General features: G+C 65.0%; 24 protein-coding genes and 1 pseudogene. 14 read left to right on the forward strand and 11 right to left on the reverse strand.

The genetic code is table 11. From position 1 onward, the window contains the following. Nucleotides 1-9 precede the first annotated feature (9 nt). The 3 genes and pseudogenes from BUC15_RS21150 to BUC15_RS00940 all read right to left on the reverse strand — a co-directional run bounded on the left by BUC15_RS21150 (nt 10) and on the right by BUC15_RS00940 (nt 1,271). Nucleotides 10-444 (reverse strand): DNA-processing protein DprA, encoded by a 435-nt coding sequence (locus BUC15_RS21150; protein WP_073185548.1) that lies wholly within the window; start codon nt 442-444, stop codon nt 10-12. Beyond that, nucleotides 377-550: pseudogene (locus BUC15_RS21155) on the reverse strand (DNA-processing protein DprA); the annotation flags it as partial. The gene BUC15_RS21150 and the pseudogene BUC15_RS21155, both read right to left, overlap by 68 nt. Before the next feature lie 409 nt (nt 551-959). Further along, on the reverse strand, nt 960-1,271 hold the full coding sequence (locus BUC15_RS00940; protein ID WP_073185551.1) for a helix-turn-helix domain-containing protein: 312 nt from the start codon (nt 1,269-1,271) through the stop codon (nt 960-962). Between the two features lie 164 nt (nt 1,272-1,435). Here BUC15_RS00940 and BUC15_RS00945 point away from each other — a divergent pair, with 164 nt between their 5' ends. Further along, the gene (locus tag BUC15_RS00945; RefSeq protein WP_073185553.1) at nt 1,436-1,636 is read left to right on the forward strand and encodes a hypothetical protein; all 201 of its coding nucleotides are present in this window, start codon (nt 1,436-1,438) and stop codon (nt 1,634-1,636) included. A 225-nt stretch (nt 1,637-1,861) separates the two neighbouring features. Here the strand turns inward: BUC15_RS00945 and BUC15_RS00950 are convergent, their stop codons facing one another. After that, nucleotides 1,862-3,286 (reverse strand): MFS transporter, encoded by a 1,425-nt coding sequence (locus BUC15_RS00950; RefSeq protein WP_073185556.1) that lies wholly within the window; start codon nt 3,284-3,286, stop codon nt 1,862-1,864. Nucleotides 3,287-3,717: 431 nt separating this feature from the next. Here BUC15_RS00950 and BUC15_RS00955 point away from each other — a divergent pair, with 431 nt between their 5' ends. The 7 genes from BUC15_RS00955 to secA all read left to right on the forward strand — a co-directional run bounded on the left by BUC15_RS00955 (nt 3,718) and on the right by secA (nt 12,846). Continuing rightward, nucleotides 3,718-4,281: a YqgE/AlgH family protein gene (locus BUC15_RS00955; RefSeq protein WP_073185558.1), complete on the forward strand. Its 564-nt coding sequence runs from the start codon at nt 3,718-3,720 to the stop codon at nt 4,279-4,281. A 179-nt stretch (nt 4,282-4,460) separates the two neighbouring features. Continuing rightward, on the forward strand, nt 4,461-5,165 hold the full coding sequence (gene mtrA, locus BUC15_RS00960) for an MtrAB system response regulator MtrA (RefSeq protein ID WP_073185560.1): 705 nt from the start codon (nt 4,461-4,463) through the stop codon (nt 5,163-5,165). Between the two features lie 13 nt (nt 5,166-5,178). Next, nucleotides 5,179-6,705: an MtrAB system histidine kinase MtrB gene (mtrB, locus tag BUC15_RS00965; RefSeq protein ID WP_425443321.1), complete on the forward strand. Its 1,527-nt coding sequence runs from the start codon at nt 5,179-5,181 to the stop codon at nt 6,703-6,705. After that, nucleotides 6,702-8,396, forward strand: coding sequence for an LpqB family beta-propeller domain-containing protein (locus BUC15_RS00970; RefSeq protein WP_073185562.1), 1,695 nt, complete (start codon nt 6,702-6,704; stop codon nt 8,394-8,396). The genes mtrB and BUC15_RS00970 overlap by 4 nt, the downstream gene beginning before the upstream one ends. Nucleotides 8,397-8,444: 48 nt before the next feature. Further along, nucleotides 8,445-9,092: a ComF family protein gene (locus tag BUC15_RS00975; RefSeq protein ID WP_073185564.1), complete on the forward strand. Its 648-nt coding sequence runs from the start codon at nt 8,445-8,447 to the stop codon at nt 9,090-9,092. Between the two features lie 147 nt (nt 9,093-9,239). Then, the gene (gene hpf / locus BUC15_RS00980; protein ID WP_073185566.1) at nt 9,240-9,839 is read left to right on the forward strand and encodes a ribosome hibernation-promoting factor, HPF/YfiA family; all 600 of its coding nucleotides are present in this window, start codon (nt 9,240-9,242) and stop codon (nt 9,837-9,839) included. Nucleotides 9,840-10,014: 175 nt separating this feature from the next. Continuing rightward, nucleotides 10,015-12,846, forward strand: a complete 2,832-nt coding sequence (gene secA, locus BUC15_RS00985; RefSeq protein WP_483887633.1) for a preprotein translocase subunit SecA — start codon at nt 10,015-10,017, stop codon at nt 12,844-12,846. 3 nt (nt 12,847-12,849) lie between these two features. Here the strand turns inward: secA and BUC15_RS00990 are convergent, their stop codons facing one another. The 3 genes from BUC15_RS00990 to BUC15_RS01000 form a co-directional block, all read right to left on the reverse strand. Then, nucleotides 12,850-13,236, reverse strand: coding sequence for an Rv3235 family protein (locus tag BUC15_RS00990; RefSeq protein WP_073185568.1), 387 nt, complete (start codon nt 13,234-13,236; stop codon nt 12,850-12,852). Nucleotides 13,237-13,344: 108 nt separating this feature from the next. Beyond that, nucleotides 13,345-14,607, reverse strand: a complete 1,263-nt coding sequence (locus tag BUC15_RS00995; RefSeq protein ID WP_084189249.1) for a hypothetical protein — start codon at nt 14,605-14,607, stop codon at nt 13,345-13,347. Then, complete coding sequence (locus BUC15_RS01000; protein WP_073185572.1) at nt 14,604-14,942, reverse strand: cupredoxin domain-containing protein; 339 nt, start codon at nt 14,940-14,942, stop codon at nt 14,604-14,606. The genes BUC15_RS00995 and BUC15_RS01000 overlap by 4 nt, the downstream gene beginning before the upstream one ends. A 126-nt stretch (nt 14,943-15,068) precedes the next feature. Here BUC15_RS01000 and BUC15_RS01005 point away from each other — a divergent pair, with 126 nt between their 5' ends. From BUC15_RS01005 to BUC15_RS01015, 3 genes are read left to right on the forward strand one after another with little or no spacing between them, the layout of a single operon-like run. Then, entirely contained in the window at nt 15,069-15,536 is a 468-nt protein-coding gene (locus BUC15_RS01005; RefSeq protein ID WP_073185574.1) for a DUF6912 family protein, read from the forward strand. A 12-nt stretch (nt 15,537-15,548) separates the two neighbouring features. Beyond that, complete coding sequence (gene ku / locus BUC15_RS01010; protein WP_073185576.1) at nt 15,549-16,358, forward strand: non-homologous end joining protein Ku; 810 nt, start codon at nt 15,549-15,551, stop codon at nt 16,356-16,358. Next, nucleotides 16,358-16,567, forward strand: coding sequence for a hypothetical protein (locus BUC15_RS01015; protein ID WP_073185578.1), 210 nt, complete (start codon nt 16,358-16,360; stop codon nt 16,565-16,567). The genes ku and BUC15_RS01015 overlap by 1 nt, the downstream gene beginning before the upstream one ends. Nucleotides 16,568-16,617: 50 nt before the next feature. Here BUC15_RS01015 and BUC15_RS01020 read toward each other — a convergent pair whose 3' ends face one another. Both BUC15_RS01020 and BUC15_RS01025 read right to left on the reverse strand, forming a co-directional pair. Continuing rightward, complete coding sequence (locus BUC15_RS01020) at nt 16,618-17,094, reverse strand: DUF2505 domain-containing protein (protein WP_073185580.1); 477 nt, start codon at nt 17,092-17,094, stop codon at nt 16,618-16,620. Between the two features lie 78 nt (nt 17,095-17,172). Further along, nucleotides 17,173-17,526, reverse strand: coding sequence for a DUF5997 family protein (locus BUC15_RS01025; RefSeq protein WP_073185582.1), 354 nt, complete (start codon nt 17,524-17,526; stop codon nt 17,173-17,175). Between the two features lie 29 nt (nt 17,527-17,555). On the opposite strand from BUC15_RS01025, the gene BUC15_RS01030 reads away from it, so the two are divergent. From BUC15_RS01030 to trpS, 3 genes are read left to right on the forward strand one after another with little or no spacing between them, the layout of a single operon-like run. Next, a complete protein-coding gene (locus tag BUC15_RS01030) occupies nt 17,556-18,173 on the forward strand; it encodes a LysR substrate-binding domain-containing protein (RefSeq protein WP_073185584.1) in 618 nt (205 codons plus the stop codon). 9 nt (nt 18,174-18,182) lie between these two features. Next, nucleotides 18,183-19,034: a PHP domain-containing protein gene (locus BUC15_RS01035; RefSeq protein ID WP_073185587.1), complete on the forward strand. Its 852-nt coding sequence runs from the start codon at nt 18,183-18,185 to the stop codon at nt 19,032-19,034. A 51-nt stretch (nt 19,035-19,085) separates the two neighbouring features. Continuing rightward, the gene (gene trpS / locus BUC15_RS01040) at nt 19,086-20,177 is read left to right on the forward strand and encodes a tryptophan--tRNA ligase (protein ID WP_073185589.1); all 1,092 of its coding nucleotides are present in this window, start codon (nt 19,086-19,088) and stop codon (nt 20,175-20,177) included. 62 nt (nt 20,178-20,239) lie between these two features. Here trpS and BUC15_RS01045 read toward each other — a convergent pair whose 3' ends face one another. Together BUC15_RS01045 and BUC15_RS19740 are read right to left on the reverse strand one after the other, a co-directional pair. Further along, nucleotides 20,240-21,700 (reverse strand): DEAD/DEAH box helicase, encoded by a 1,461-nt coding sequence (locus BUC15_RS01045; RefSeq protein WP_245787842.1) that lies wholly within the window; start codon nt 21,698-21,700, stop codon nt 20,240-20,242. A 78-nt stretch (nt 21,701-21,778) separates the two neighbouring features. Next, nucleotides 21,779-22,003: a DUF3107 domain-containing protein gene (locus tag BUC15_RS19740; protein WP_073185591.1), complete on the reverse strand. Its 225-nt coding sequence runs from the start codon at nt 22,001-22,003 to the stop codon at nt 21,779-21,781. Nucleotides 22,004-22,068: the final 65 nt, after the last annotated feature.

The raw sequence follows: 22,068 nt of genomic DNA on the forward strand, positions 1-22,068 counted from the left end.
TGTGGATTCTCACTGATTTGTCAGGGGATTCAACGGCTTCGGGTGCCGATGCGAGAAAAGCCGATAGCACAAGGAGGAGGCCAGGAACCTACAAGGTCCCTGGCCTCTTCCTTGCCGCTGGAGGCTGAAGCGGTACTCGAACTCATCCGCGGTCTCGTTCCGTCCCCACCCACGGCCCGGGAAACAGCCGGAGCCCCGGCGCGTCGGAGTCTCCCCGGGTGGAAGCTCGCTGACGATCAGCCCAAGGTCACCGATACGTTCCAGCAGCTCGCGATGCCCGACCGGGTAAGGACGGTCGAGACCTCCGGCCAACACTGCAACGGTATGCCCGCTGCTCGCGAGGCTGGCACTGTGGGCGGCTCCGTCGATCCCATAGGTAGGCGCCGCCGGAGATCGGGACCTTCTCTTCGGAGGCGAGATCGTTGGCGAGTGCCTGCGCGACATGTATCCCGTGGCTGGTTGCGGCGCGCGCTCCGGTGATCGTGAACCGGTCATGGACCTGACCAGTCAGCAGTGAGGCTGCTCCCTTGGCCCACAGTACGTAGGGCAGGCGGTCCCCGAGATCGTGGCGCGGTGCGGGAAGCCATCGTCACCTGGAATGAGCGTCTGGTAGCCGAGCTTCTCTGTCGCTCGAAGTGCGGCGGGCACAGCGCCGGGGAGGAGGCGGAGTGAATGTGCTTGCGCCACAATGCGGCCGCAGTCCTGTCCATTGTCGGCACCGGGCCATGTGTCGTCAGCAGACGCACGGTCTCGACCGCGGCCAACGTCGCCGAGCAAGCGTCCGGTCACGGGATCATCCGGCGCGATGAGGACCGCAAGGGTGTTCCGCGCGCGGTCCGTTCGTCTTTAGCCAATCCGGGCATGGTGTCCATACTGTTTCCTCTCACTCACCGGTGAGGTGTGCAGGCTGGAACGTCGAAGCGTTCCCGAGGATTGCGGTGCAGCGAGGTCCTGCGATGTCAGGCCGACAACACCGAGCGGCCACCTGGAGGTCTCAGCGTTCCGCCGCAAGAGAGAACAGCGCTGCGTACTGCGCTGGGGCTGACGCCGAGCTGCTCCGCGACCTGAGCCAGGCTTTGATCGGCGTCGTACAGCTCGCGGGCCTTCGCGCGGGCGGAGAGGGAGAGGGTCTGGCTGCGCATCTTGACCCCGGCATTGGTGGCGATCTGGGTGATGGTGGTTCGGTGGACTCCAAATCGTTCGGCGATCTGCTGCACGGGCACTCCGGATGCGTAGGCGTCGAGGAGCTTCTGACGTTGCGGGTAGCTCAAACGGGTTTGAGATTTCAGGGCTTGGGTTGCGACTGGACCGCGCTGATCGCGTCGGGAGAGTCGTTCGGGTCGAGCGGCGGGGGACTGGGCTCTGCGCTGACTAGGGCGATGAGCGATCTGGGTGGAGCGGAGGGGTTTGAGAGGCTTCTACGGAGGACCACCAGATGTTCGTTGTTCAAACCCACGACGAACGAATCGGCACCGGATCGCTGGTGACGAGCCCTTCCGCAGGTATCGGCGCCGGATCGCTGGTGTCGACGTCAGAGGGCTGGTGTCGACGTCAGAGGGCTGGTGACGACGGTGGATCGCTGGTGTCGAGCCTTCCCGCTGGTGTCGTGGCGGCGCTGGACTGGGCCACTAGCTAGTGGCCCGTCGCGCCTAATTGCACGGGTATGGAGCGCCATTCGGGCGACTGACTTCGTTGTCGTCGGTCGACGTAGAACACCGCTACGACTGACCTCCTCCGCCTTGTCATCCATCCCGACTGACACCCCATACTCATCCGCACCTTTAGGTGCGACAGACCACTAGGTGATCGGTCGCGCGGAGGCTGCAGTCCCCGCCCGACCGCGAGGCTGGACGTTCCGCGTTCAGCTCTTCGCCAACTCCGTACGCAGCTTGTCGTTCGCGCCTTCCACCTTCAGCCGCGAGAGAACCAGCACCACGATCGCTATGATGATCGGCGGCATCCACAGGTACATGAACCTCAGCATGCTCATGGCAGATTCAGGCTGCACATCCGCACCACCGACGTAGCCACTCGCGGCGAGCAACCAACCGGTAACGGCGACTCCGATCCCGCCACCAATCTTGACGCCGAGCGACGTTGCAGAAAACATCATGCCGTCGATGCGCTTGTTCTTGGTCATGAAGGTGTTCTCGGACGCCTCTGCGATCAGGGCGTTCAACGTCCCGGTCAGGGGAGCCATCCCGATCGATCCCACCGCTGTGAACACCAGCATGAGCGGGATGCTGCCCATGAATGCGGCAACGATCACGAGCGCTCTGCCGATGAAGGCGATGATGTATCCGTTAAGGTTGACCCAATAGATCTTCTTGGCCCACTTCACCACGAATGGCGTTGCCATCAGGGTCAGGATCGTTGGAACGTTGATCGCCCAGGCGAACGTGCTGAAGTAGTTCTCGTCCCCGAGGATGTATTTCATGAAGTAGATGCCCATGCCGAGCATGGCTGTGACCACCTGGCCGAGGATGAACACGGACACGATCATCAGGTAGTACTTGTTCGAGATCAGCAGTTTGAGGGAGGCAAGCAGCGTCGGCTTGTCCGCGGCGATCGCCTCCTGCTCCTCTGCGGCGTCCTCGTCTGGTCGGTCGTAGAGCACCTCGGGCGGCAACTCCCGGACGGAGAATACCGAGATCGTGTTCACGACCAGGCCGATCACCGCGTAGAGGATCGCAACATTGCGCCAGGCGGCGGCGTCACCGCCGAACCCCTTGACGAGTCCGACCGTGGATACCTGGATGAGAAGGCTCGTCCCGAACGCGAAAATGAACCGGATCGACCCCATCTGCACGCGTTCTTGGGCATTCTTGGTGATCAGGGCGGTGAGGGTGGAAAACGCGATGTTGTTCGCGGTGAAGAAGACCGCGTTGAGTAGGACGTAGGTGATGAAGAACCAGGCGTACTTCGCAAAATCGCCGAGGCTCGGTGGGATTGCGAAGATCGCGACGATCATGGCAGCGCAACCGAAGTAGGCCCAGAACATCCACGGCCGGGCCTTGCCCATCTTGGTGTTGGTCTTGTCGATCAACGAGCCGAAGAAGATGTCCGAGGTGCCGTCGAAGATTCTCGCCAGCATGATCAAGGTGCCGATGATGCCGGGATTCATACCCATGGTGTCGGTGAGGTAGATCATCACAAAGAAGGCGATGAAAGCGTAGACGACGTTGCCCCCGACATCTCCAGCGCCGTATCCAATCTTGTTGTACCACCTCAGGTACTTCGTCTCGCTCGAGTTCGCGTGAACCTTCGCGCCTGACGCTTCGCTCATGCGTCAACCTCCTCTTCCCTGCGTATCGTTGATGGAACGCTCACTCGGGGATGGTTACGGGGTGCTCCATTGCTCCCCGACTGGAGCGTGGCTCCGGCGCGCCCCAGGCTGTGGCAGGACTTGAAGACTCACACTCCAACTCGTGGATAGCGCAAACACTAACGCGGTATCGGCGGTGGCAAGCCGTTTTGAACTTTTTCCTACGAGCGATGCCCGGAAGACCTTGAGGGAGCCGAGTCGTCGGCGGCGCCACAAGGTGACGACCGCCCCGAAGTTGCGGCGTCGGTTCCCGAGCCTGTCCCCGGGCCGACCCCCGCGGCCGCCACACGGGAGACCACCGACCGGCCCGGGCGAGCGCAACGGTCGGTGCCCGGCCTGGGCGGGCATCCCCATTTCCCGGGAAACCTCTTGTCGACTTGTAGAGTGGGAGCGTGGACCACGCAGGAGCCGTCTCAGTCGGTCAGTTGCTCGTCGCCACCCAACCGGGCCGCGGCGGCTATTTCGACCGGTCTGTCGTGCTGCTGATCGAGCATCAGGCGCAGGCCACCGTTGGGCTGTGCCTGAACGTGATGTCGGAGATCCCGGTGCACAATGTGCTGTCGGACTTCACCGAACTGATGAGCCCTCCGGTCGGCGTGTTCGAGGGCGGGCCAGTCAACGAGGACGTCGTGGTCGCGTTGGGCGAGCCAGGCTCCCCGGATTCTCCGCCTCCCGGCTGGGAGCGAATCAGTGGCGACATCGGAGTTGTCGATGTGAATTTCCCCAGCGAGCTTCTCGCGACCTCCTTCACCCAACTGCGCGTGTTCGTCGGTTTGTCCGCGTGGGCGCCCGGCCAGTTGGAGAGCGAACTGATCCGTGGCTCGTGGTTCCGAACCGGGGCCCGTGCAGAAGACGTGTTCGGCGACCCCGGGGGCTTGTGGCGGCGGGTACTGCGCCGCATGGGCGGCACGACCGGCCGCTGGTCCACTTGGACTGATCAGCCTTCCAACAACTGAGCAGGCCGAGAACTGCTGCGCCTGTCGGCCACTCAAGAGGTGGCGGGGCGGAGGCGGTCGGCACGATGAGAGTGCCGCAAGCCTTCCTTATAGGTGGATTCCAGCTGGCCCGCGAGCCGGGGCCGTCCGAGCATGGGCCTCATCGCTACCATGGGCCATGTAGAGCAGGGAGGCATCAGGTGAGTGATGGCAAGAGCAGAGTCAGGATCCTCGTGGTCGATGATGACGCGGCCCTTTCCGAGATGCTGCAGATCGTGCTGCGCCAGGAGGGATTCGATACTGTGCGCTGTGCCTCTGGAGACATCGCGCTGGCCGAGTTCAGGGCGTCGCGACCCGATCTGGTGCTGCTTGATCTGAACCTGCCAGGCCGCGATGGGGTGCTGGTCTGCCGCGACATCCGTGCCGAGTCCGGCGTCCCGATCATCATGCTGACCGCGAAGTCGGATACTGCTGACGTCGTCTCCGGGCTCGAGGCCGGGGCCGACGACTACGTCGCGAAGCCGTTCAAGGCCCGGGAACTCATCGCCCGGATCCGCACCCGTCTGCGTCGAGACTCGACCGAGATCGGGTCCGCCGATGTGCTCACGATCGGCGACCTGACGATCTCGGTGTCCTCACACGTGGTGAGGCGTGGAAGGCAACTGCTGTCGCTCACTCCACTCGAATTCGATCTGCTACTTGCGCTCGCCAGGAGGCCGGGCCACGTGTTCACCCGCGAGTCGCTGCTCGATGAGGTGTGGGGGTACCGCAACTCTGCGGATACCAGGTTGCTCAACGTTCACGTGCAGCGGCTGAGGGCCAAGGTCGAGAAGGACCCGGAGAAGCCGGAGATCGTGATCACCGTCCGCGGAATCGGATACCGCGCCGGTGAACAGGCCGCATAACCGTCCGCGGGGGTTGGCTCAACTCTGGTGGAGTTCGCTTCCTCTACGGGTGCTGGTGAGCACGCTGGCATTCTCCATCGTGCTGCTGGTACTGGCGGGGGTGTTACTGCTTAACCAGACCACCGCCGGTGTGGTCGAGGCGAAGAAGGAGTCGGCACTCAACGAGGCCGCGGGGGCGTACGCGTTCATGCAGGAGCAGCTCCGCAACCCGGATGTGCGTGGGGTGGCCATCCACGAGACCCTCAACCGGCTGGCCGACCTGGCCGACGCCCAGGTCGCCCAATACCGACTGGTAATTCAAGGCCCCACCTCAAGCCTGGTTTCAGCCGGCATCGTGCCCGAGTCCGTGCCAGATGAGTTGAGGCGCGCCGTTGAGCAGAGCGAGGGCATGTTCGTCACGCCCACCAGCGTCCAGTTCACCGACGCCGAGGCGAACCCGGTCCCTGGCTGGGTCGTCGGCACCTCCCTGATCAGCACAACGGGGGAGCGCTTCCCGGTCTTCTATATCTTCCCGATGACAGCCGAGATCCAGACCCTCAGGTCGTTGCAGGCCGCCGTCCTGGTCACCGGCGTGGTACTCACGGCGGCGCTGTCCCTCGTGGCCTACCTTGTCACCGCACAGGTGGTCACTCCGGTGCGCAGGGCCAGCCGGGCGGCGTTGCGGCTGGCATCCGGTGAGCTGGATCTGCGCCTCAAGGTGCGTGGTACTGACGACATCGCCTCACTCGCGCAGTCGATGAACCAGATGGCCTCGCAACTTCAGCAGCGGATCCGGGAGCTGGAGACGTTGTCCACGCTGCAGCAGAGGTTCGTCAGCGACGTCAGCCACGAACTGCGCACACCGATGACGACGATCAAGATGGCCGCGGACATGCTGCACGAGGCTCGTGACTCCTTCGATCCGGTGCAGCGCCGCTCGGCCGAACTGATGAGCGCGGAGATCGACAGGTTCGACCTGATGCTGGCTGACCTTCTCGAGATCTCGCGCTTCGACGCCGGTGCGGCCGTGCTCGCCCTGGACGAGGTCGACGTCGGCGCCCTCGTCCGCTCCGAGGTCGATGATCACCGGGGTCTCGCGGAGTCGCTGGGGGTCGAACTTGTCGTTCAGGTGGAGCCAGGAGACAACACCGCGCAACTGGATTCGCGTCGGATCCGACGCGTCATGCGCAACCTCATCACCAACGCCACAGAGCATGCCGAAGGGCGGCAGGTGCGCATCGCCGTCGCATCCGATCAGGAGGCGGTCGCGGTGACCGTTCGTGACTATGGGGTGGGGTTCGAGGCCGAGGATGCGGCCCGGGTGTTTGACCGGTTCTGGCGTGCGGACCCGAGTCGGACCAGGATCGTGGGTGGCTCAGGTCTAGGCCTCTCGATCGCGATGGAGGACGCAAGGCTGCACCACGGCTGGCTGACGGCGTGGGGCAGGCCCGGGCGTGGGGCACAGTTCCGGCTCACGTTGCCCCGCACCAGCGACCTTGTACTGACAGGGTCCCCCTTGGCTGTGATCCCCGCCGATGACATTGCCAGGCCGAGCCGATGAGAATCAGATCGTTGCTGGTGGCTGCGCTCGTTCTGGTAAGCCTCGCCGGTTGCACCGCCGTCCCTACCAGCGGCCCGGTTGTCGAGGTCCCGGTCACGGCCCAGGCGCCCGCGATTGATGTCGCGCCGGAACCACCGCAGGATGGCATCACCCCATCCCGTCTCGTCGAGGGCTTCCTACAGGCGATGGCAGATCCTGACGGCGACTATTCCGTGGCCCGTCAGTACCTGACAGAAGAAGACGCCGAATACTGGCGGCCGGTCGAAGCTCTGGTCTACGACGGGGCCGTCATCGGGAGCGGTGACTCGGCCTACATCGACGGGACCCAGGTCGGCCTGCTTGATTCCGATGGGCGCTACAGCACCGACTTCGCTCCACTCAGACACGACTTCGGGGTCGTGCAGGAGAAGGGACAGTGGCGGATCGGGCGCCCACCCAATGGCCTGCTGCTGTCGCGCTACCTTTTCGAGCGCTACTACACAGAGGTGTCGGTCTACTACATGAGCGACTCCGGCTCGCATGTCGTCCCAGACCCGGTGCACCTTCCAGAACAGCAAGTGACCCCGACCGGGGTTGTTGAGGCCTTGCTCCGGGGCCCGTCGGACTCGATCGCGAGAGGGGTGATAAGCGCGCTCCCCGCAACCGTGCGACTAGGAGGTAACGAGGCCAGCATCGACGCCGAGGGTGTGGTGACCGTGGATCTGACCGGACTGAGCCCGAGCCTGAGCGACGAGGCGCGCCGACGACTCGGTGCTCAGCTCATCTGGTCATTGACCTCGATCCCGAGGGTCACCGGCCTGAAGGTGACCCGGAATGGCTTCGGGTTCACGCTTCCCGACAGCAACGCCGAGGGCGTGCTCGAACTAGCGACGCAGCAGGGCTACCAGGTGCTGTCGCGCGCTGCCCCGAATGCGGAGCTGTTCGCGATCAGCGACGGCGTGCCAGGGGCGGTTTCGGACAGGTTCGAGCCCTGGCCAAGCATGGAGGGCTCATACGCCGACCTGGCGGTGTCCCTAGATGCCGGCACGATAGCCCTGATCGGGCCTGATCGCGACAGTTTGCTGATCGGTCCCCGCAGCAACGCGCTGGCACCGGTGGAGACGGGGCTGGCGAACCTCCGGAGGCCCCAGTTCGTGTTGGGCGCCCTCTGGGTGCTCGGCGATGACGCCAGAGGGCGGCCGGTTCTGCTCACGGTGCAACGTAGCGGTGAGATCGAGACGGTCGCCTTCGATGAGCAGACCGACAGCCGCATTGAGAGCTACGCGGTCTCACCCACCGGTGTCCGCGCGGCCCTGATCCTGGTCTCGGACGAAGGCAGACGCCTGGGTATCGGGACGATCGTGGCTGCCACGCCGACGCGGATCGTCGGCTGGCGGGAACTGCAACTCGTGGGGGAGCAGAATCGCCTGCTCTCCGAGCCGCAGGCCGTGGCGTTCAGCGACGAGACGCTGCTCGGTCTGATCGCCAACGGTACCGGGCAGGCGTCAGTGTTCACCGTCGGGGTGGACGGCACCCGGATCCAGGACCTGGTCCCCGTCAGCGGAACCCCGGTGGACATCACCGCGCTCGCTCGCCAAGGCGGTGGGGCGATCGCGATCAGGACGGAAAGCGGTGCCGCGTGGCGCCATGACCAGCGCACCCGCTGGAACAGGTTGGCCGAGAACATCACGAGCCTGAATTACGGAGGTTGACCTGTTGAAAGACGCAGGATCCCCTTCCTGACGTCGGATAGTGGGGCCATGATCACATTCATCGACGCTGCCGCCGATCTGCTGCTCGGGTCGACCTGCGCGGGTTGCCGGTCTCCCGGATGGGGGGTCTGCCGCGGATGCCTGGACCTCCTCCGCACCCCGCCCCATGCCTTCGGCGGGCCCGACGGCCTACCGGTGGTGGCAGCCGGCCCCTATCGTCCGGTGCTCGAGCACCTGATTCCCAGATACAAAGACGATGGGGCACTGCATCTCGAACGCCTGCTCGCAGAGCTACTGGCAGGGGCGCTTGCGGTGGCGCGACCCGCCCCTGACACGCTGCTGGTTCCAGTCCCATCCCTGCCCCGCAACGTCCGTGCAAGAGGATTCGACCACGCCCGGAGACTGGCGCGACGCCTGGCGTCCGACTCCGGGCTGAAGTCGGCGGCGCTGATCAGCCGCGACCGGCGCGGCCACGATCAGGCCGGCCTTGGGAGGAGCGACAGGAGCACAAACCTGGAGTGCACGATGAAGGCACGGCCGCCCCGGTATCCGGTCCTTGTCATAGACGACGTCATCACGACCGGAGCAACCATCAGAGAGGCCTGCCGCTCGCTCGAGAGGGTTGGCGCCGACGTGCTCGGGGCGGTGGTGATCGCTCAGGTTGACGATTATCCGCCGGGCCGGACAAAAGCCTGACACTCCCCTCCCTTGACGGTAACGTTGCTGCATGGAAGCGCCGCAGGTCCCCTCTCCGCAGGGTCACCTGCGGCGCAGTCATCCTCCGGTGGGAGCTACCCATCGGAGGCCAAGCGGGCTAACTGCCCAATGACAGACGGAGGAAGCATGGACATCGTCGTCACCGGTCGTCGAATCACGATCAGCCCTGAGTTGAAGGAACTCGTAACCGAACGAGTTGCCAGCGTCGAGCGATTGCGCGACCGGGTAATCCGGGTCGAGGTCGAGTTTTCTGCCTCGGACAACACCAGGGATCCATCAGACGCCATCACCGTGCAGTTGACTCTCCGGAGCCGTGGGCCCGTCATTCGGGCCGAGGCGAAGGCGAGCGACAAGATGGCGGCGTTCGAGCTCGCGCTCGACCGGTTGAAGGCGCAGCTTCGAAAGGCTGCCGACCGACGCAAGACCCACCGGGGTCTCCGAACGGGCAGCTTTGCAGAGACGCCTCCCGTCCAGCCAGCCCCAGAGGCGGAGGAGGAGTCCGACTCGCGTACCGTTGCGGGCCTGGTTGTCACCGGCGACGGCCCGCTGGTGGTCCGGGAAAAGCAGTTCGACACCGATCCACTGACCCTTGCCCAGGCCCTTGACGAGATGGAACTGGTCGGCCACGACTTCTTCCTGTACCAGGATGCCGATTCCGGCAGGCCGTCCGTCGTGTATCGGAGAAAGGCCTACAACTACGGCGTGATCCACCTCAACGTCAGCTGAGGCAATCAGAACCGGCAACGGCGCCCGTCCACGGACGGGCGCCGTTGCCGCGTGCCGAGGCGGGGCGGGTCTGCGGCCGACCCCGGCTTGGGTGACCCATCTTGGAACCAGGCTAAGATGGCTGGCGGTACGCCGCTGTTCAGGTGGCGGTCGGATTAGACGAAGGACAGACCCCGTGGGATTCATGGATTTTCTGAGCGGCCTCGGCTCCGGGGCGCAGCTCCGCAAGCTCCAGAAGGTGGCCGACCAGGTCAACTCCATCGAAGAGGAGTTCCAGGCCATGTCCGACGCGGAACTCCGCGCGGAGACCGACAACTTCAGAAAGCGGATCGCCGACGGTGAATCGCTTGACAGGATCATGCCCGAAGCGTTTGCCACCGTGCGCGAGGCGTCGGTGCGGGTGCTCGGGAAACGTCACTTCGACGTTCAGATGATGGGTGGGGCGGCCCTGCACTGGGGCAACATCGCAGAGATGAAGACCGGTGAAGGCAAGACCCTCGTGGGAACCCTGCCCGCCTACCTCAATGCCTTGACCGGTAACGGAGTCCACGTCGTCACCACCAACGACTACCTGGCCAAGTACCAGTCAGAGCAGATGGGACGCATCCACCACTTCCTCGGTCTCGAGGTCGGTGCGATCCTCGCCGAGATGACGCCTGAGGAGCGGCGGGTCGCCTATGCGTGCGACATCATCTACGGCACGAACAACGAATTCGGCTTCGACTACCTGCGCGACAACATGGCCCTCCGCAAGGAGGACACCGTCCAGCGCGGCCACCACTACGCGATCGTCGACGAGGTCGACTCGATCCTGGTGGATGAGGCCCGCACGCCGCTGATCATCTCCGGCCCGGCAGAGGACAACCACGAGTGGTACCCCGTCTTCGCGCGGATTGCACGAACGCTGACCAGGGACCGTGACTACGAGGTCGATGAGAAGAAGCGCACGATCGCGGTTCTTGCTCCCGGCATTGAGAAGGTCGAGGACAGGCTGGGCATCGAGAACCTGTACGAATCGGCCAACACCCCGCTGATCTCCTACCTCAACAACTCGATCAAGGCCAAGGAACTCTTCAAGCGTGACAAGGACTACGTCATCGCCAGCGGGGAGGTGTTGATCGTCGACGAACACACCGGACGCACGCTCGCCGGCCGGCGGTACAACGAAGGCCTTCACCAGGCGCTCGAGGCCAAGGAAGGCGTCCAGATCAAGGACGAATACCAGACCCTGGCCACGATCACGCTGCAGAACTACTTCCGCATGTACGACAAGCTCGCAGGCATGACCGGCACCGCCAAGACCGAGGAATCCGAGTTCCAGAAGATCTACGGCCTGGGCGTCATCCCGATTCCGACGAACCGTCCGATGATCCGCGCCGATCGGGCCGACCTGATCTACCGGACGCAGGAGGCCAAGTACGACGCGATCGTCGAGGACGTCGTCGGACGCCACGGGGCGGGGCAGCCGATCCTCATCGGCACTGCGTCCGTCGCCAAGTCGGAACTGCTCTCCGGGCTGCTCAAGAAGGCCAATGTTCCGCACCAGGTGCTGAACGCGAAGCATCACGAGTCTGAGGCCCAGATCGTTGCTGAGGCCGGGCGCAAGGGCGCCGTCACGGTGTCGACCAACATGGCTGGCCGCGGCACCGACATCATGCTGGGCGGCAACCCGGAGTTCCTCGCCGACCTGCAACTACGCAAGCAGGGCCTTGACCCGGCCGAGACGCCCGATGAGTACGAGGCTGCCTGGAACGAGACGCTCAAGGCGCTCGAGGACCAGGTGCAGGCTGAGCACGAGGAGGTGGTAGCCGCCGGTGGACTCTACGTGATCGGCTCCGAACGGCATGAATCCCGCCGCATCGACAACCAGTTGCGTGGTCGTTCCGGCCGTCAGGGCGACCCGGGCGAGTCCCGGTTCTACCTTTCGCTCTCCGACGACCTGATGCGCTTGTTCCGTCCGGAACTGCTGGAGCGGGCGCTGCTCGCGATGAAGGTGCCAGACGATGTGCCGATCGACATGAAATCGGTCTCGAAGTCCATCGAGGGCGCACAGAAGCAGGTCGAGAGCCAGAACTTCGAGATGCGCAAGAACGTCTTGAAGTATGACGACGTGATGAACCGGCAGCGTCACACAATCTACGGTGACCGCCGCAAGGTGCTCGACGGTATGGACGTGTCGGAGCAGCTGCGGACCGCCTGCAGCCGCGTCGTTGCCGATGTGGTGCGCACCCACACGCAGGGGATCCCAGAGGAGTGGGACATTGAGACGATGTTCACCGAACTCAAGACCCTCTACCCGGTGACGATGCGGGTTGAGGACATCGAGGAGGAACTGCCCGAGCAGGAAGAATTGGTCGAAGCGATCCAGGAGGACGCCGAAAGGGCCTACGACGCGCGCGAGGAGCAGCTTGGCGAAGAGACCATGCGCGAGTTTGAGCGTCAGGTCCTCCTCACCGTCCTCGACCGGAAGTGGAGGGAGCACCTCTACGAGATGGACTACCTCCGTGAGGGCATCGGGCTTCGTGCCATGGCGCAACGCGATCCGTTGATCGAGTACCAGCGCGAGGGTGGCGACATGTTCAACACGATGATGGACGCCTTCATGGAGGAGGTCATCGGGTACCTGTTCAACCTTGAAGTCAAGCCCCGCCAGGCGGAGCCGGAGCTCAAGGTGGGGCTGGTCACCTCCGAGACAGGCGAAGCCGTCAGCGTCTCCTCTCTCACCGGCGGCGTCGCTGCGGACGAACCGACACCTGTGCCCGACCCTGTCCCCGCACCGACGCCTGAGAAGGCAGCGCCACCTCGTGAACCCCTGGCCAGGGGCCTTGAGCGCAAGGCGGAACAGCGGCTCAGCTATTCGGCTCCCGACGAATCGGGAGAGGCGACCCGCAAGGGTGGACAGGTCGCGACGAAGACCGAGAAGGTCGGGCGCAACCAGCCCTGTCCGTGTGGTTCGGGTAAGAAGTACAAGATGTGCCACGGCCGGCCGGGGGCTGGCGAGAGCTGACGCTCAGACGGGGCAGGGCTGCAGGACAACCAGGTCGCTGCAGCGCCACCCCGTCCGATCGGAATCCAGCCGTAGCACGCAGGTGATCCAACGAGACGCCAGCGCCAGCCTGACGCTGGCCTCCACCGCGCTTCCGGTAGGCATCTGGGTACGGACCCCGCCGATCATCGTGCGGCGGAAGAGCCCCTCCTCGACGTATTCGACCAGCCGCACGAAAGCGGGTGACGCGAGGTGTGGGCGCAACTGGTGCAGGGCCCTCCGGCCCATCATGGCTTCGAGGACCGCGCTGATCAGATGCAGTGCCTGGGGCGGCGCAGATTCACCGCGATCGTCAACCGGAAGCGAGGGGATCGTGGAAAGTGGCGCGGGATGCTCGGCAAGTTGTGTCATGGCCTGACGCTAGGCCGGCCTCCTGCCCGCCCCCGCCTGCGGAGGCACCCCTGACAACACGTATCGCCGACGGACAACACTTTCGGATCCCCGGACAACACCGGAGGCTCAGCCGCCGAACATGAGCAGCAGCCCCCCGACGGTGAAGGCGACCATCACGAGCAACAGGGGAAGATGCACCTTGACTGAGCCTGGGGAGGAGCGCAGCGCGATGTCATGTGTCACGAGGACTCCCAGCAGGTGGCCTCCGACGATCAGGGCGACCTGCGCCAGGGCGACCACCATCGGGAACCCGAAAAGGGCCGTTCCCGGCGAGGCCTCGACCATGCCGAACAGGTTCCAGCCTCGGCCGACCGGATCGCTGAACCGGAACAGGGTGCGTTGGCCTTCCAGGTAGAGCATCGTCGAGTAGTGAGACAATGCGTAGCCCACCACAAGGGGTACCAGCCCGGGGGCCAACGCGTCCATCGACTGGTTCCGGTATGGAAGCGTGCCGAGCCGGAAAAGAAGGATGACGACGGCGACGCAGCAGGCCAGCGCCAGCGTCGCGACCACGAAAGCCGAATCCCCGAGCCCTTGGGTGGAACGCACCCACCAGGTGGTGTTCGAGAGCGCATCGAACAAGGTGCCGCCCAGCAGCACCGAGCACAAGATGGCCAGATGCCGGGGTGCCTTCCACGAAGCGAGGTTGCGCAGTGGGTTGAGCAGGACAATGACGCCGTCCCTGCTTCTTCCCCAAGGTGACAGCCTGGAGACGGTGGAGGCATACGCCTCGAACGGGTCCGCCCTTGCGATCCAGCGCTGCGAGGTCGCCAGCGTGCCGACGACCATCCAAACGACCCATCCGGTGGCGAAAACCCGCAGCACCGGGAGCGTGGCCCCACCGGGCTGGATGAGTTCCAGGTAGCTGAACACCAGCAGCGCGAGGGCCGCGGGCAGCACCGATACCGTCGATTCGTATGGTGCCGGGGCCGTGGCGCCGCTTCGGCTGAAGAGCAGGCGCCACGGGTTGGTGCGGCGGTAGACCTGCCCCAGGAGCAGCGAGGCGGGGACCAGACCGACCCAGAGCCAGACGTAGACGAATCCGAACACCGGGTTGTCGATCCGGTCGACGCCGAAGAGCAGCGCGATCAGCGCGACCAGCCAGACGGCCGCCACCACGATCCGGAGTGCGCGGGACACGCCGCGCGCGTCCACGAACGCGGTGAGGCGCGGAAGGGGTCGTCCGCACCGTTCCTCGAACCTTGGACTCCGCCACGCGAACAGCGCCACCCAGAAGGTGGCTACCAGCACGACAGCGCCCCCCATCACCACCATCCAGAACGGCAGCGGCAGATCATGCCGGGAGGCGATTCCGTGGAGCAGGATCACTTGACCACCAGGTTCAGCCACACCGCATCGGTGATGTGCGACTCGACCTCGTAGGTGCCGGACATGTCGGCCGTGAAGACGATATCGGTGGCCTGCCCGGCGGGAAGGTCCTCCTCGATCTCGTAGCCGTGTACATGGGCCCGGTCATCAGTGGGCGTGGTGATTCTCAGGGTCACCTCGGCGCCGAGCGGGACCTCGACGCTGAGGGTGGGAGCGGGCGGATCGGTGACGACCAGGTCGATGGTCTGGGGCGGCGCCGACGTGGCACCGCCACAGCCGACCAGCCCGATCGTCGCGATCAGGAGAAGGAGGAGACGGGCAGCAGGTTTCATCATCGTCGAACCTATCGGTTTTCATCCCCTGTTGCACAGTGGTCGTGGCGCCTGACTGCGCGGGTATGGATCGCCGTTCGGGCGACTGACTTCGTTGTCGTCGGTAGACGGAGTACGTAGGCTGAGGGAGTGAATCGTCAACTCGTCTTCGTTCCCATCGCGCCCGCCGAGTTGGGTGTCCTCGCCGGCGACCCGTTGGGTGTGCCGCGTGTCGCCTACACCGTCACGCCCCAACTGTTGGACGACCTCGGTTACGCGCCGAACGAGTCGGAGGATGCTGAGTACGCCGCGCTCGTGCTCGCCTCCGTTGCCGGGCTGGCGACCCATGGGGTCCGCCTCGTGGTGGTCGCAGAGGTCGACCCCGCGCTGGTCCTCGCAGGTGACGACCCTGCCAACGGTCAGGTGCTGCTGGAAGCCCTTCCAGCCGAGGCCATCACCTCCTGGTTCACGGATGAACCCGGCACAGACGTCTCCGCAGCAGCCGCAGCCAGCAACGGTCTCACGATCGACCAGGCTTGGGAACTTGGCCAGGTGCAGGACCTGCTCAGCAGGCATGACCTGCTCTGGAACGATGTCGTCGAGTATCGACGGCGATAGGAGGAAGGGCTCATGCCGCGCTCTATCTGGAAAGGCTCAATCTCGTTCGGCCTTGTGACCATCCCGGTCAGGCTCTACGGCGCGAGTGAAGACAAGGACGTCAGCTTCCACCAGGTGCACTCCACCGACGGTGGGAGGATCCGTTACCAGCGGGTCTGTGAGGTCTGCGGTGAGGTCGTCCAGTTCGCCGACATCGCGAAGGGGTTCGAGGCAGGTGACGGTCGCTTGGCCGTGCTCACGGATGATGACTTCGCGAACCTGCCGCTCAGTACCTTGAAGACGGTCGATGTGGTGCAGTTTGTCGCCGAGGGGGAGGTCGATCCGCGCTACTTCCAGCGGTCCTACTTCCTGGAGGCCGAGGCAGTCGGTCAGAAACCGTATGTGCTGTTGCGCGACGCTCTGGCGCGGGAGAACCGGGTCGCCGTCGTAAAGGTCGCGTTGAGGAGCAGGGAGTCGCTGGCGCTCATCCGTCCGAAGGACGACCTGCTCTTACTGCACACCATGTTCTGGCCGGACGAGTTGCGTGACGGTTCGTTTGCCGCCCCGCCTGCCGAGGTGAGCGTATCCGAAGCGGAGATCGAGATGGCCAAGCTCCTCATCGCGCAGTTGGAGGGCACATTCGATCCCGAGGCCTACACCGACTCGTACCGGGAGACGCTTCTTGAGGTGGTCGAGGCGAAACTCGCGGGCGCCGCGGTGCCAGAGGCCACCGATACCTCCGCGCCCGTCGGGGACGTGGTGGACCTTATGGCAGCGCTCAGGGCCTCAGTGGATGCCGCGAAGAAGCGGCGGGCAGCCGCCGAGGCTACCAAGGCCGGTTGATGCACCCGACCGTCATTTCTTTCGACGACGAATCCGAGGCGGAGGAGACCGCAGAGGCGCTCAGGTCCGTCGGACACTACGTGGAGACCGGACGAGAGCGATTCCTGGGCGAGGATGATGACGAGGCCGTCGTCTTCCTCGTGCTCACCGATGCCCGGCCGAGCCAGGCCAGGGGCCATGTCGTGGGGGAGGGGTTCGTCGTCAGCTGACCCCTCATCCGACAGCGAGGCCTTCGAGGTTCCGCGGTTCGCCTGGTGGGTCAGGGCTTGCGGGACAACCAGTCGGTCGCCCTGCGCTCCAGGCCGTCGAAGGCGTCAGTGATGAAGGGTTCCACCTGGGACTCGATCTTCTTGCCGAACAGCGGAACGCGCACCGTCAGGTCGCCCGTGTAGCGACCCTCGGTCCGCGCGCCGCGAGGCGTCAGGGCGGCGGTTGCGTTGACCTCAACCGGCATGCCGGGGACGTCGACCTCCACGGTGCCGGGGATCGAGCCGTCCGCTCGCAGTGCCTCGAACCGGAACACCTGGTTGATGCGGATGGAGCTTCCGATGAACTTCGTCAGGTTGCCCGGAACGGCGAGCACCATGCCGAGCTTGGTGTGGTCCGCGGTCACCTCGACGGTGTGCTCGGTGGCCCCCGCATGGGTCGCGACATCGTCAAGGAAGGCGGTGTTGCGCAGCAGTGCGGCCACCGTCTCAGGAGCGGCGTCGTAGCTGTGGGTGTAATCGAGCTTCATGTGACCCAAGGGTAGCGGGGGATGTACCTGGTCCCGGTCCCCATCCGCGCGCGGTGTCGACCGGCCCCGTGCTGTACTTCAGCCGCGCTGCGTCGGCCCGGCCTTCTCTTCCAAGGTCCGGCGGTGGGTCTCCCGTTCGCGGATCAGCCACGCAGGAGGATCAGCGATGAGCCGCCCGATTTCTTCAGCGTCGAGCGCCTCGGTGAGCCCGGAGCGCGCGAGTCCGGAGCGGGAGACACCGAGCTTCTGTGCGACCACGTCTCGGGGAAATGGGCCGTTGCGGCGAAGCTCCACCAACCAGGCGGGAGGATCGGAGCGCAGGTCGTCGAGCTCTTCACGGGTGTGCGAGGTGCTCTGGAACTCCTCCGGTGCGGCGGGCAGGTAGATGCCCAGCTTTGCTGCCGCGGTGATCGGCTTCAGCGTCTGGCTCATGTGCGCAGCCTACGGGTAGCCTTCTTCGGGTGACGAATCTTCGCATCGGACGGGTGCCAGGCGTGACCCTCACGAAGTGGGAGCGAATCTGGAGGGAGCGATACCCGAGGGTCCCGCTGGAGGTGCACGATGTCGGCACGGATGACCAGCGGCGCGTGGTGATCGACCACGTCGTCGACATGTGCTTCGCCCGCCTCCCGATCGATCGGGTGGGCCTGCACGCCATCCCCCTCTACTCCGAGGTGCCCGTGGTCTGGCTCTCGCCGGACCACCCGCTGGCCACGTTCGACACCTTGGTCACGGCCGATCTGGCCGGGGAGAAGGTATGTTACGACATCGACCAAGGCAGCATCGATCTGGCCACCGCCTCCGCGGCGGTGCTGAGGGTGCCGATGTCGGTGGCCAGGAGCAGGTCCCGCCGCGATCTCGTGTACCGGCCGGTCACCGATGCGGCCCCCACCACCGTGGCACTGGTGTGGCGCGTCGACGATGACAACGAGTTGCTCGACGAGTTCATAGGTGTCGTGCGAGGCCGGACGGTCAACAGCTCCAGAAGTGCTCAGACGCGGACCGCAGCACCACGAAAAGGCAGGCTGGGCAGGGAAAACACCACGAGTCGGCCCCGGAAGGCGCGGCGACCCCAATAGGATGGGCCCATGAGGATCGACTTGCACACCCATTCACGTGTTTCCGATGGGACCGACACCCCCACCAGCTTGGTGATGAAGGCACACCAGGTCGGTCTGGATGTGCTGGCGCTGTGCGATCACGACACGTTCGGTGGCATCCCGGAAGCGATGGAGGCGGGTAAACGGATCGGGGTGAAGGTGCTGTGCGGCATCGAATTGTCGACGGTGCATGACGGCCACTCGGTGCACGTGCTCGGCTACGGCTGCGACCCGTTCGACCGCGACCTCAACGAGGAGCTGGGCCGGATCCGGTTCGGGCGCACCGACCGGCTGCCGACGATGCTGCGTCGGCTGGAGGAGATTGGGGTGCCGATCACCGCGGAGGAACTGAGCGAGGCGGCCGGAGGGTCGCCGTCGATCGGCCGACCTCACGTCGCCGACGCGCTGGTGGCACGCGGCTATGTCGCAGACCGCGATGAGGCGTTCGCCAAGTGGCTGGGCGAGGGCCGACCGGGGTTTGTGAGCAGGTACGCGGTGCCGCTGGAACGGGGCATCGACCTCATCCACGAGGCGAAGGGTGTGGCTGTCATCGCGCACCCCTGGGGCCGTGGCAACCGTGAGGTGCTGCCTGCCCCCTACCTTGAAGAACTCGTCAGAACCCACGATCTCGAGGGCATTGAGGTGGATCATCCAGATCACGACGATGACACCCGGGAGTTGCTGTTCGAGATGGGGGCGAGGGTCGGCCTTGTGCGCACCGGTTCCAGCGACTATCACGGCACGGGCAAGAAGAACAACCCGCTGGGTGCGAATCTGACCAGGCCGTCGGCCTACCGCGACCTCGTCGGGCGCATCCGCCGACGCGGCGGGGTGGTCTAGTCGGCTAGGCTGGGGCCGCATAAACTCCGGCACAGACAAGGCAGTACCCACATGTCGCTCGATCAGGCCACGCCCGATTCTGATGCTTCGCTGGCCCGTTCCACAGAACGCAGCCTCGAACTCGAGGCTCAGATCGCCAAAGACCCCGCACGATTCCGGATCCTCACCGGAGACCGACCAACCGGGCACCTCCACATCGGGCACTATTTCGGGTCACTTCAGAACCGGGTGCGGCTCGCTGAGCTCGGGATCGACACGATGATCCTGATCGCTGATTATCAGGTGATCACCGACCGGGACGGTGTCGGTCCGATCCGCGAGCGCGTCTTTTCGCTGCTGGCCGACTACCTCGCCGTCGGTCTGGATCCGGCAAGTGCCACCTTCTTCACCCACTCCGCGATCCCCGCCCTGAACCAGTTGATGCTGCCGTTCCTGTCGCTCGTCACAGATGCCGAACTGCGCCGCAACCCCACTGTGAAAACGGAGCTGGACGATACCGGTGGCCGCCCGATGTCCGGGCTGCTGCTGACCTATCCGGTGCATCAGGCGGCCGACATCTTGTTCTGCAAGGCGAACCTGGTACCTGTCGGCAAGGATCAGTTGCCGCACCTTGAGCAGGCCCGGGTCATCGCACGCCGCTTCGATGAACGCTATGGGCGCGCCGACAAGGACCACCCGGTGTTCCCCGAGCCGGACGCGCTCCTCAGCGCCTCGGGGACCATCCTCGGCCTCGATGGGCAGAAGATGAGCAAGTCAAAGGGAAACACCATCGAACTTCGGATGAGCGCCGACGAGACCGCCAAGCTGATAAAGCGCGCGGTGACCGATTCCGATCGACACATCACCTTCGACCCCGAGAACCGGCCGGAGGTCTCCAACCTCGTCAACCTGGTGGCCCTTACGCAGAAGCGTCGGCCAGAAGAGGTCGCAGACGAGTTGGGGGATGCAGGCGGCGGCGGGCTCAAGAAGGTGCTGACCGAGGCGCTCAACGAGTACTTCGCGCCCATCAGGGCCCGTCGCGCGGAGCTGGAGGCCGACCCGGGATTCCTGCGCAGCGTCCTCAGCGATGGCAATGAGCGGGCCAACGCGATCGCCGATCAGACGCTGACGGAGGTCCGGACAGCCATGCAGATGACCTACTGAAGCCGGACCACAAACGGCAGCGGCCGCATCCCCCCGGGGATGCGGCCGCTGGCGTCTGCGCGCTATTTGGCCTCGTCGGGCTTGACCTCGACACCGTTTACCGTGCGACGGCGGCGGCGCCGTGGCTTTGACGGCGCGGACTCGCCTTGTGCTGGGGCCGCGCGGTCTCCCGATGAGTGGGTTGACCGGCGCCTGTGACGGCGCTCGCCACCGTCGCCGGTCGACGCCTTCCGCGAGGGACGCTCGGAGCGCTCCTTGGCGACGGCTCCCGGCAGGCGACCCTTCGTGCCTTCCGGAATGTCCAGGTCGGTGAACAGGTGCGGAGACGTCGAGTACGTCTCGGCCGGGTCGGGCATGTCGAGGTGGAGAGCCTGATCGATCAGCTTCCAACGGTGGAGGTCCGACCAGTCGACCAACGTCACGGAGACGCCCGAGTTGCCCGCCCGCCCGGTGCGCCCGATACGGTGCACGTAGGTGGCGTCCGTGTCGGGGCACTCGTAGTTGACGACGTGGCTGACGCCGGTGATGTCGATACCGCGTGCCGCCACGTCGGTCGCGACCAGCACGTTGATGGTGCCGGCCCTGAACTTCTTGAGCGCACGCTCGCGGGCCTGCTGATTGAGGTCGCCGTGAATCGCGCCGACGGCGAATCCCCGGTCCACGAGATCGTCCATCAGGCGCTGTGCGGCGCGCTTGGTGCGTGTGAAGACCATCACCTTGGTGGTCTGATTGCCCTGCAGCAGGCGGGCGACGATCTCCGGCTTGTCGAGGTCGTGTGCCTGGTACACGAACTGCTCGATGTCCGGCACCGTCATCTGGGCGTCTTGGCCCTCCGCCCGGATGTTGATGGGCTTGTTCAGCGTTGCCCTGGCCAGGGTGAGGATCGGGGCGGGCATCGTCGCTGAGAACAGCATCGTCTGCCGATCTGACGGCGTCTTGTGGAGGATCCGTTCGATGTCGGGAAGGAAACCGAGATCCAGCATCTCGTCTGCCTCGTCGAGGACGAGCACCTGCACGTGGCTCAGATCCAAGGCGCCGCGATCCGCGAGGTCCAGCAGGCGGCCGGGAGTGCCGACCGCGATGTCGATGCCTTTTGCGAGGGTATCCAACTGTTCGTCGTAGCCGGTGCCACCGTAGATGGTGAGAACCCTCATCTTCAGATGCTTGCCGGCCACATCCATGTCGCGGCCGACCTGCAGCGCCAGTTCACGTGTGGGGCACACCACCAGCGCGCGGGGCTTGCCGTGGGACGGCTTCACGCCCTCGGAGATGGTCACCATCCGGTGCAGCAGGCTGACGCCGAAAGCCAGGGTCTTGCCGGTGCCCGTGCGGGCCTGGCCGATCAGGTCGCTTCCTCCCAGCGCCAGCGGAATGGCCAGCGCCTGGATCTGGAAGGGGTGGACGATGCCGGCATCAGCCAGCGCCGACGTGATGGATTCATGGACGCCAAGGTCGGCGAATGTATCGTCGACCGCTATCTCGTTGTCGCTCAGGGTCAAACCTTTGATCAAGTATGAACTCACGGCGCGCAGTGGCGCTGCCGGAGGCGGACGGGTTGCGCCCGCATACCGGGCAGTCTAACGCAGGTGTGAGCGATGGGCTCAGACGGTGCCGAACCCCACAGCCCTGGTGGCGGATGCGCCGAGGTCCACATAGCCGATCTTTGTGGCGGGAATCATGATTCGGCGGCCCTTGTCATCGGTCAGATCGACGATTGACGACTCGACGACAGCCCTACGGATCTGCTCTGCGATCTCTTCTGGGGCGGAGCTGGTCTCGATCGTGACCTCGCGTGCGATATCGGTGATTCCGAACTTGACTTCCATGAGTGCCACTCTAGTGTCCCAGGCCAAGCCACCGACAACCGACGGGGCCCATGAAAGGGGTGAGC

This window comes from Tessaracoccus bendigoensis DSM 12906 (assembly GCF_900141915.1).
Classification (GTDB): Bacteria; Actinomycetota; Actinomycetes; order Propionibacteriales; family Propionibacteriaceae; genus Arachnia; species Arachnia bendigoensis.

Bases quoted from the DNA above. Each gene is read 5' to 3' on its own strand.
- BUC15_RS21150 (WP_073185548.1), bottom strand. From the start codon at position 444: ATGTCGCGCAGGCACTCGCCAACGATCTCGCCTCCGAAGAGAAGGTCC.
- BUC15_RS00945 (WP_073185553.1), top strand. From the start codon at position 1,436: ATGTTCGTTGTTCAAACCCACGACGAACGAATCGGCACCGGATCGCTG.
- BUC15_RS00950 (WP_073185556.1), bottom strand. From the start codon at position 3,286: ATGAGCGAAGCGTCAGGCGCGAAGGTTCACGCGAACTCGAGCGAGACG.
- BUC15_RS00970 (WP_073185562.1), top strand. From the start codon at position 6,702: ATGAGAATCAGATCGTTGCTGGTGGCTGCGCTCGTTCTGGTAAGCCTC.
- BUC15_RS00975 (WP_073185564.1), top strand. From the start codon at position 8,445: ATGATCACATTCATCGACGCTGCCGCCGATCTGCTGCTCGGGTCGACC.
- hpf (WP_073185566.1), top strand. From the start codon at position 9,240: ATGGACATCGTCGTCACCGGTCGTCGAATCACGATCAGCCCTGAGTTG.
- BUC15_RS00990 (WP_073185568.1), bottom strand. From the start codon at position 13,236: ATGACACAACTTGCCGAGCATCCCGCGCCACTTTCCACGATCCCCTCG.
- BUC15_RS01000 (WP_073185572.1), bottom strand. From the start codon at position 14,942: ATGATGAAACCTGCTGCCCGTCTCCTCCTTCTCCTGATCGCGACGATC.
- ku (WP_073185576.1), top strand. From the start codon at position 15,549: ATGCCGCGCTCTATCTGGAAAGGCTCAATCTCGTTCGGCCTTGTGACC.
- BUC15_RS01015 (WP_073185578.1), top strand. From the start codon at position 16,358: ATGCACCCGACCGTCATTTCTTTCGACGACGAATCCGAGGCGGAGGAG.
- BUC15_RS01020 (WP_073185580.1), bottom strand. From the start codon at position 17,094: ATGAAGCTCGATTACACCCACAGCTACGACGCCGCTCCTGAGACGGTG.
- BUC15_RS01025 (WP_073185582.1), bottom strand. From the start codon at position 17,526: ATGAGCCAGACGCTGAAGCCGATCACCGCGGCAGCAAAGCTGGGCATC.
- BUC15_RS01035 (WP_073185587.1), top strand. From the start codon at position 18,183: ATGAGGATCGACTTGCACACCCATTCACGTGTTTCCGATGGGACCGAC.
- trpS (WP_073185589.1), top strand. From the start codon at position 19,086: ATGTCGCTCGATCAGGCCACGCCCGATTCTGATGCTTCGCTGGCCCGT.
- BUC15_RS19740 (WP_073185591.1), bottom strand. From the start codon at position 22,003: ATGGAAGTCAAGTTCGGAATCACCGATATCGCACGCGAGGTCACGATC.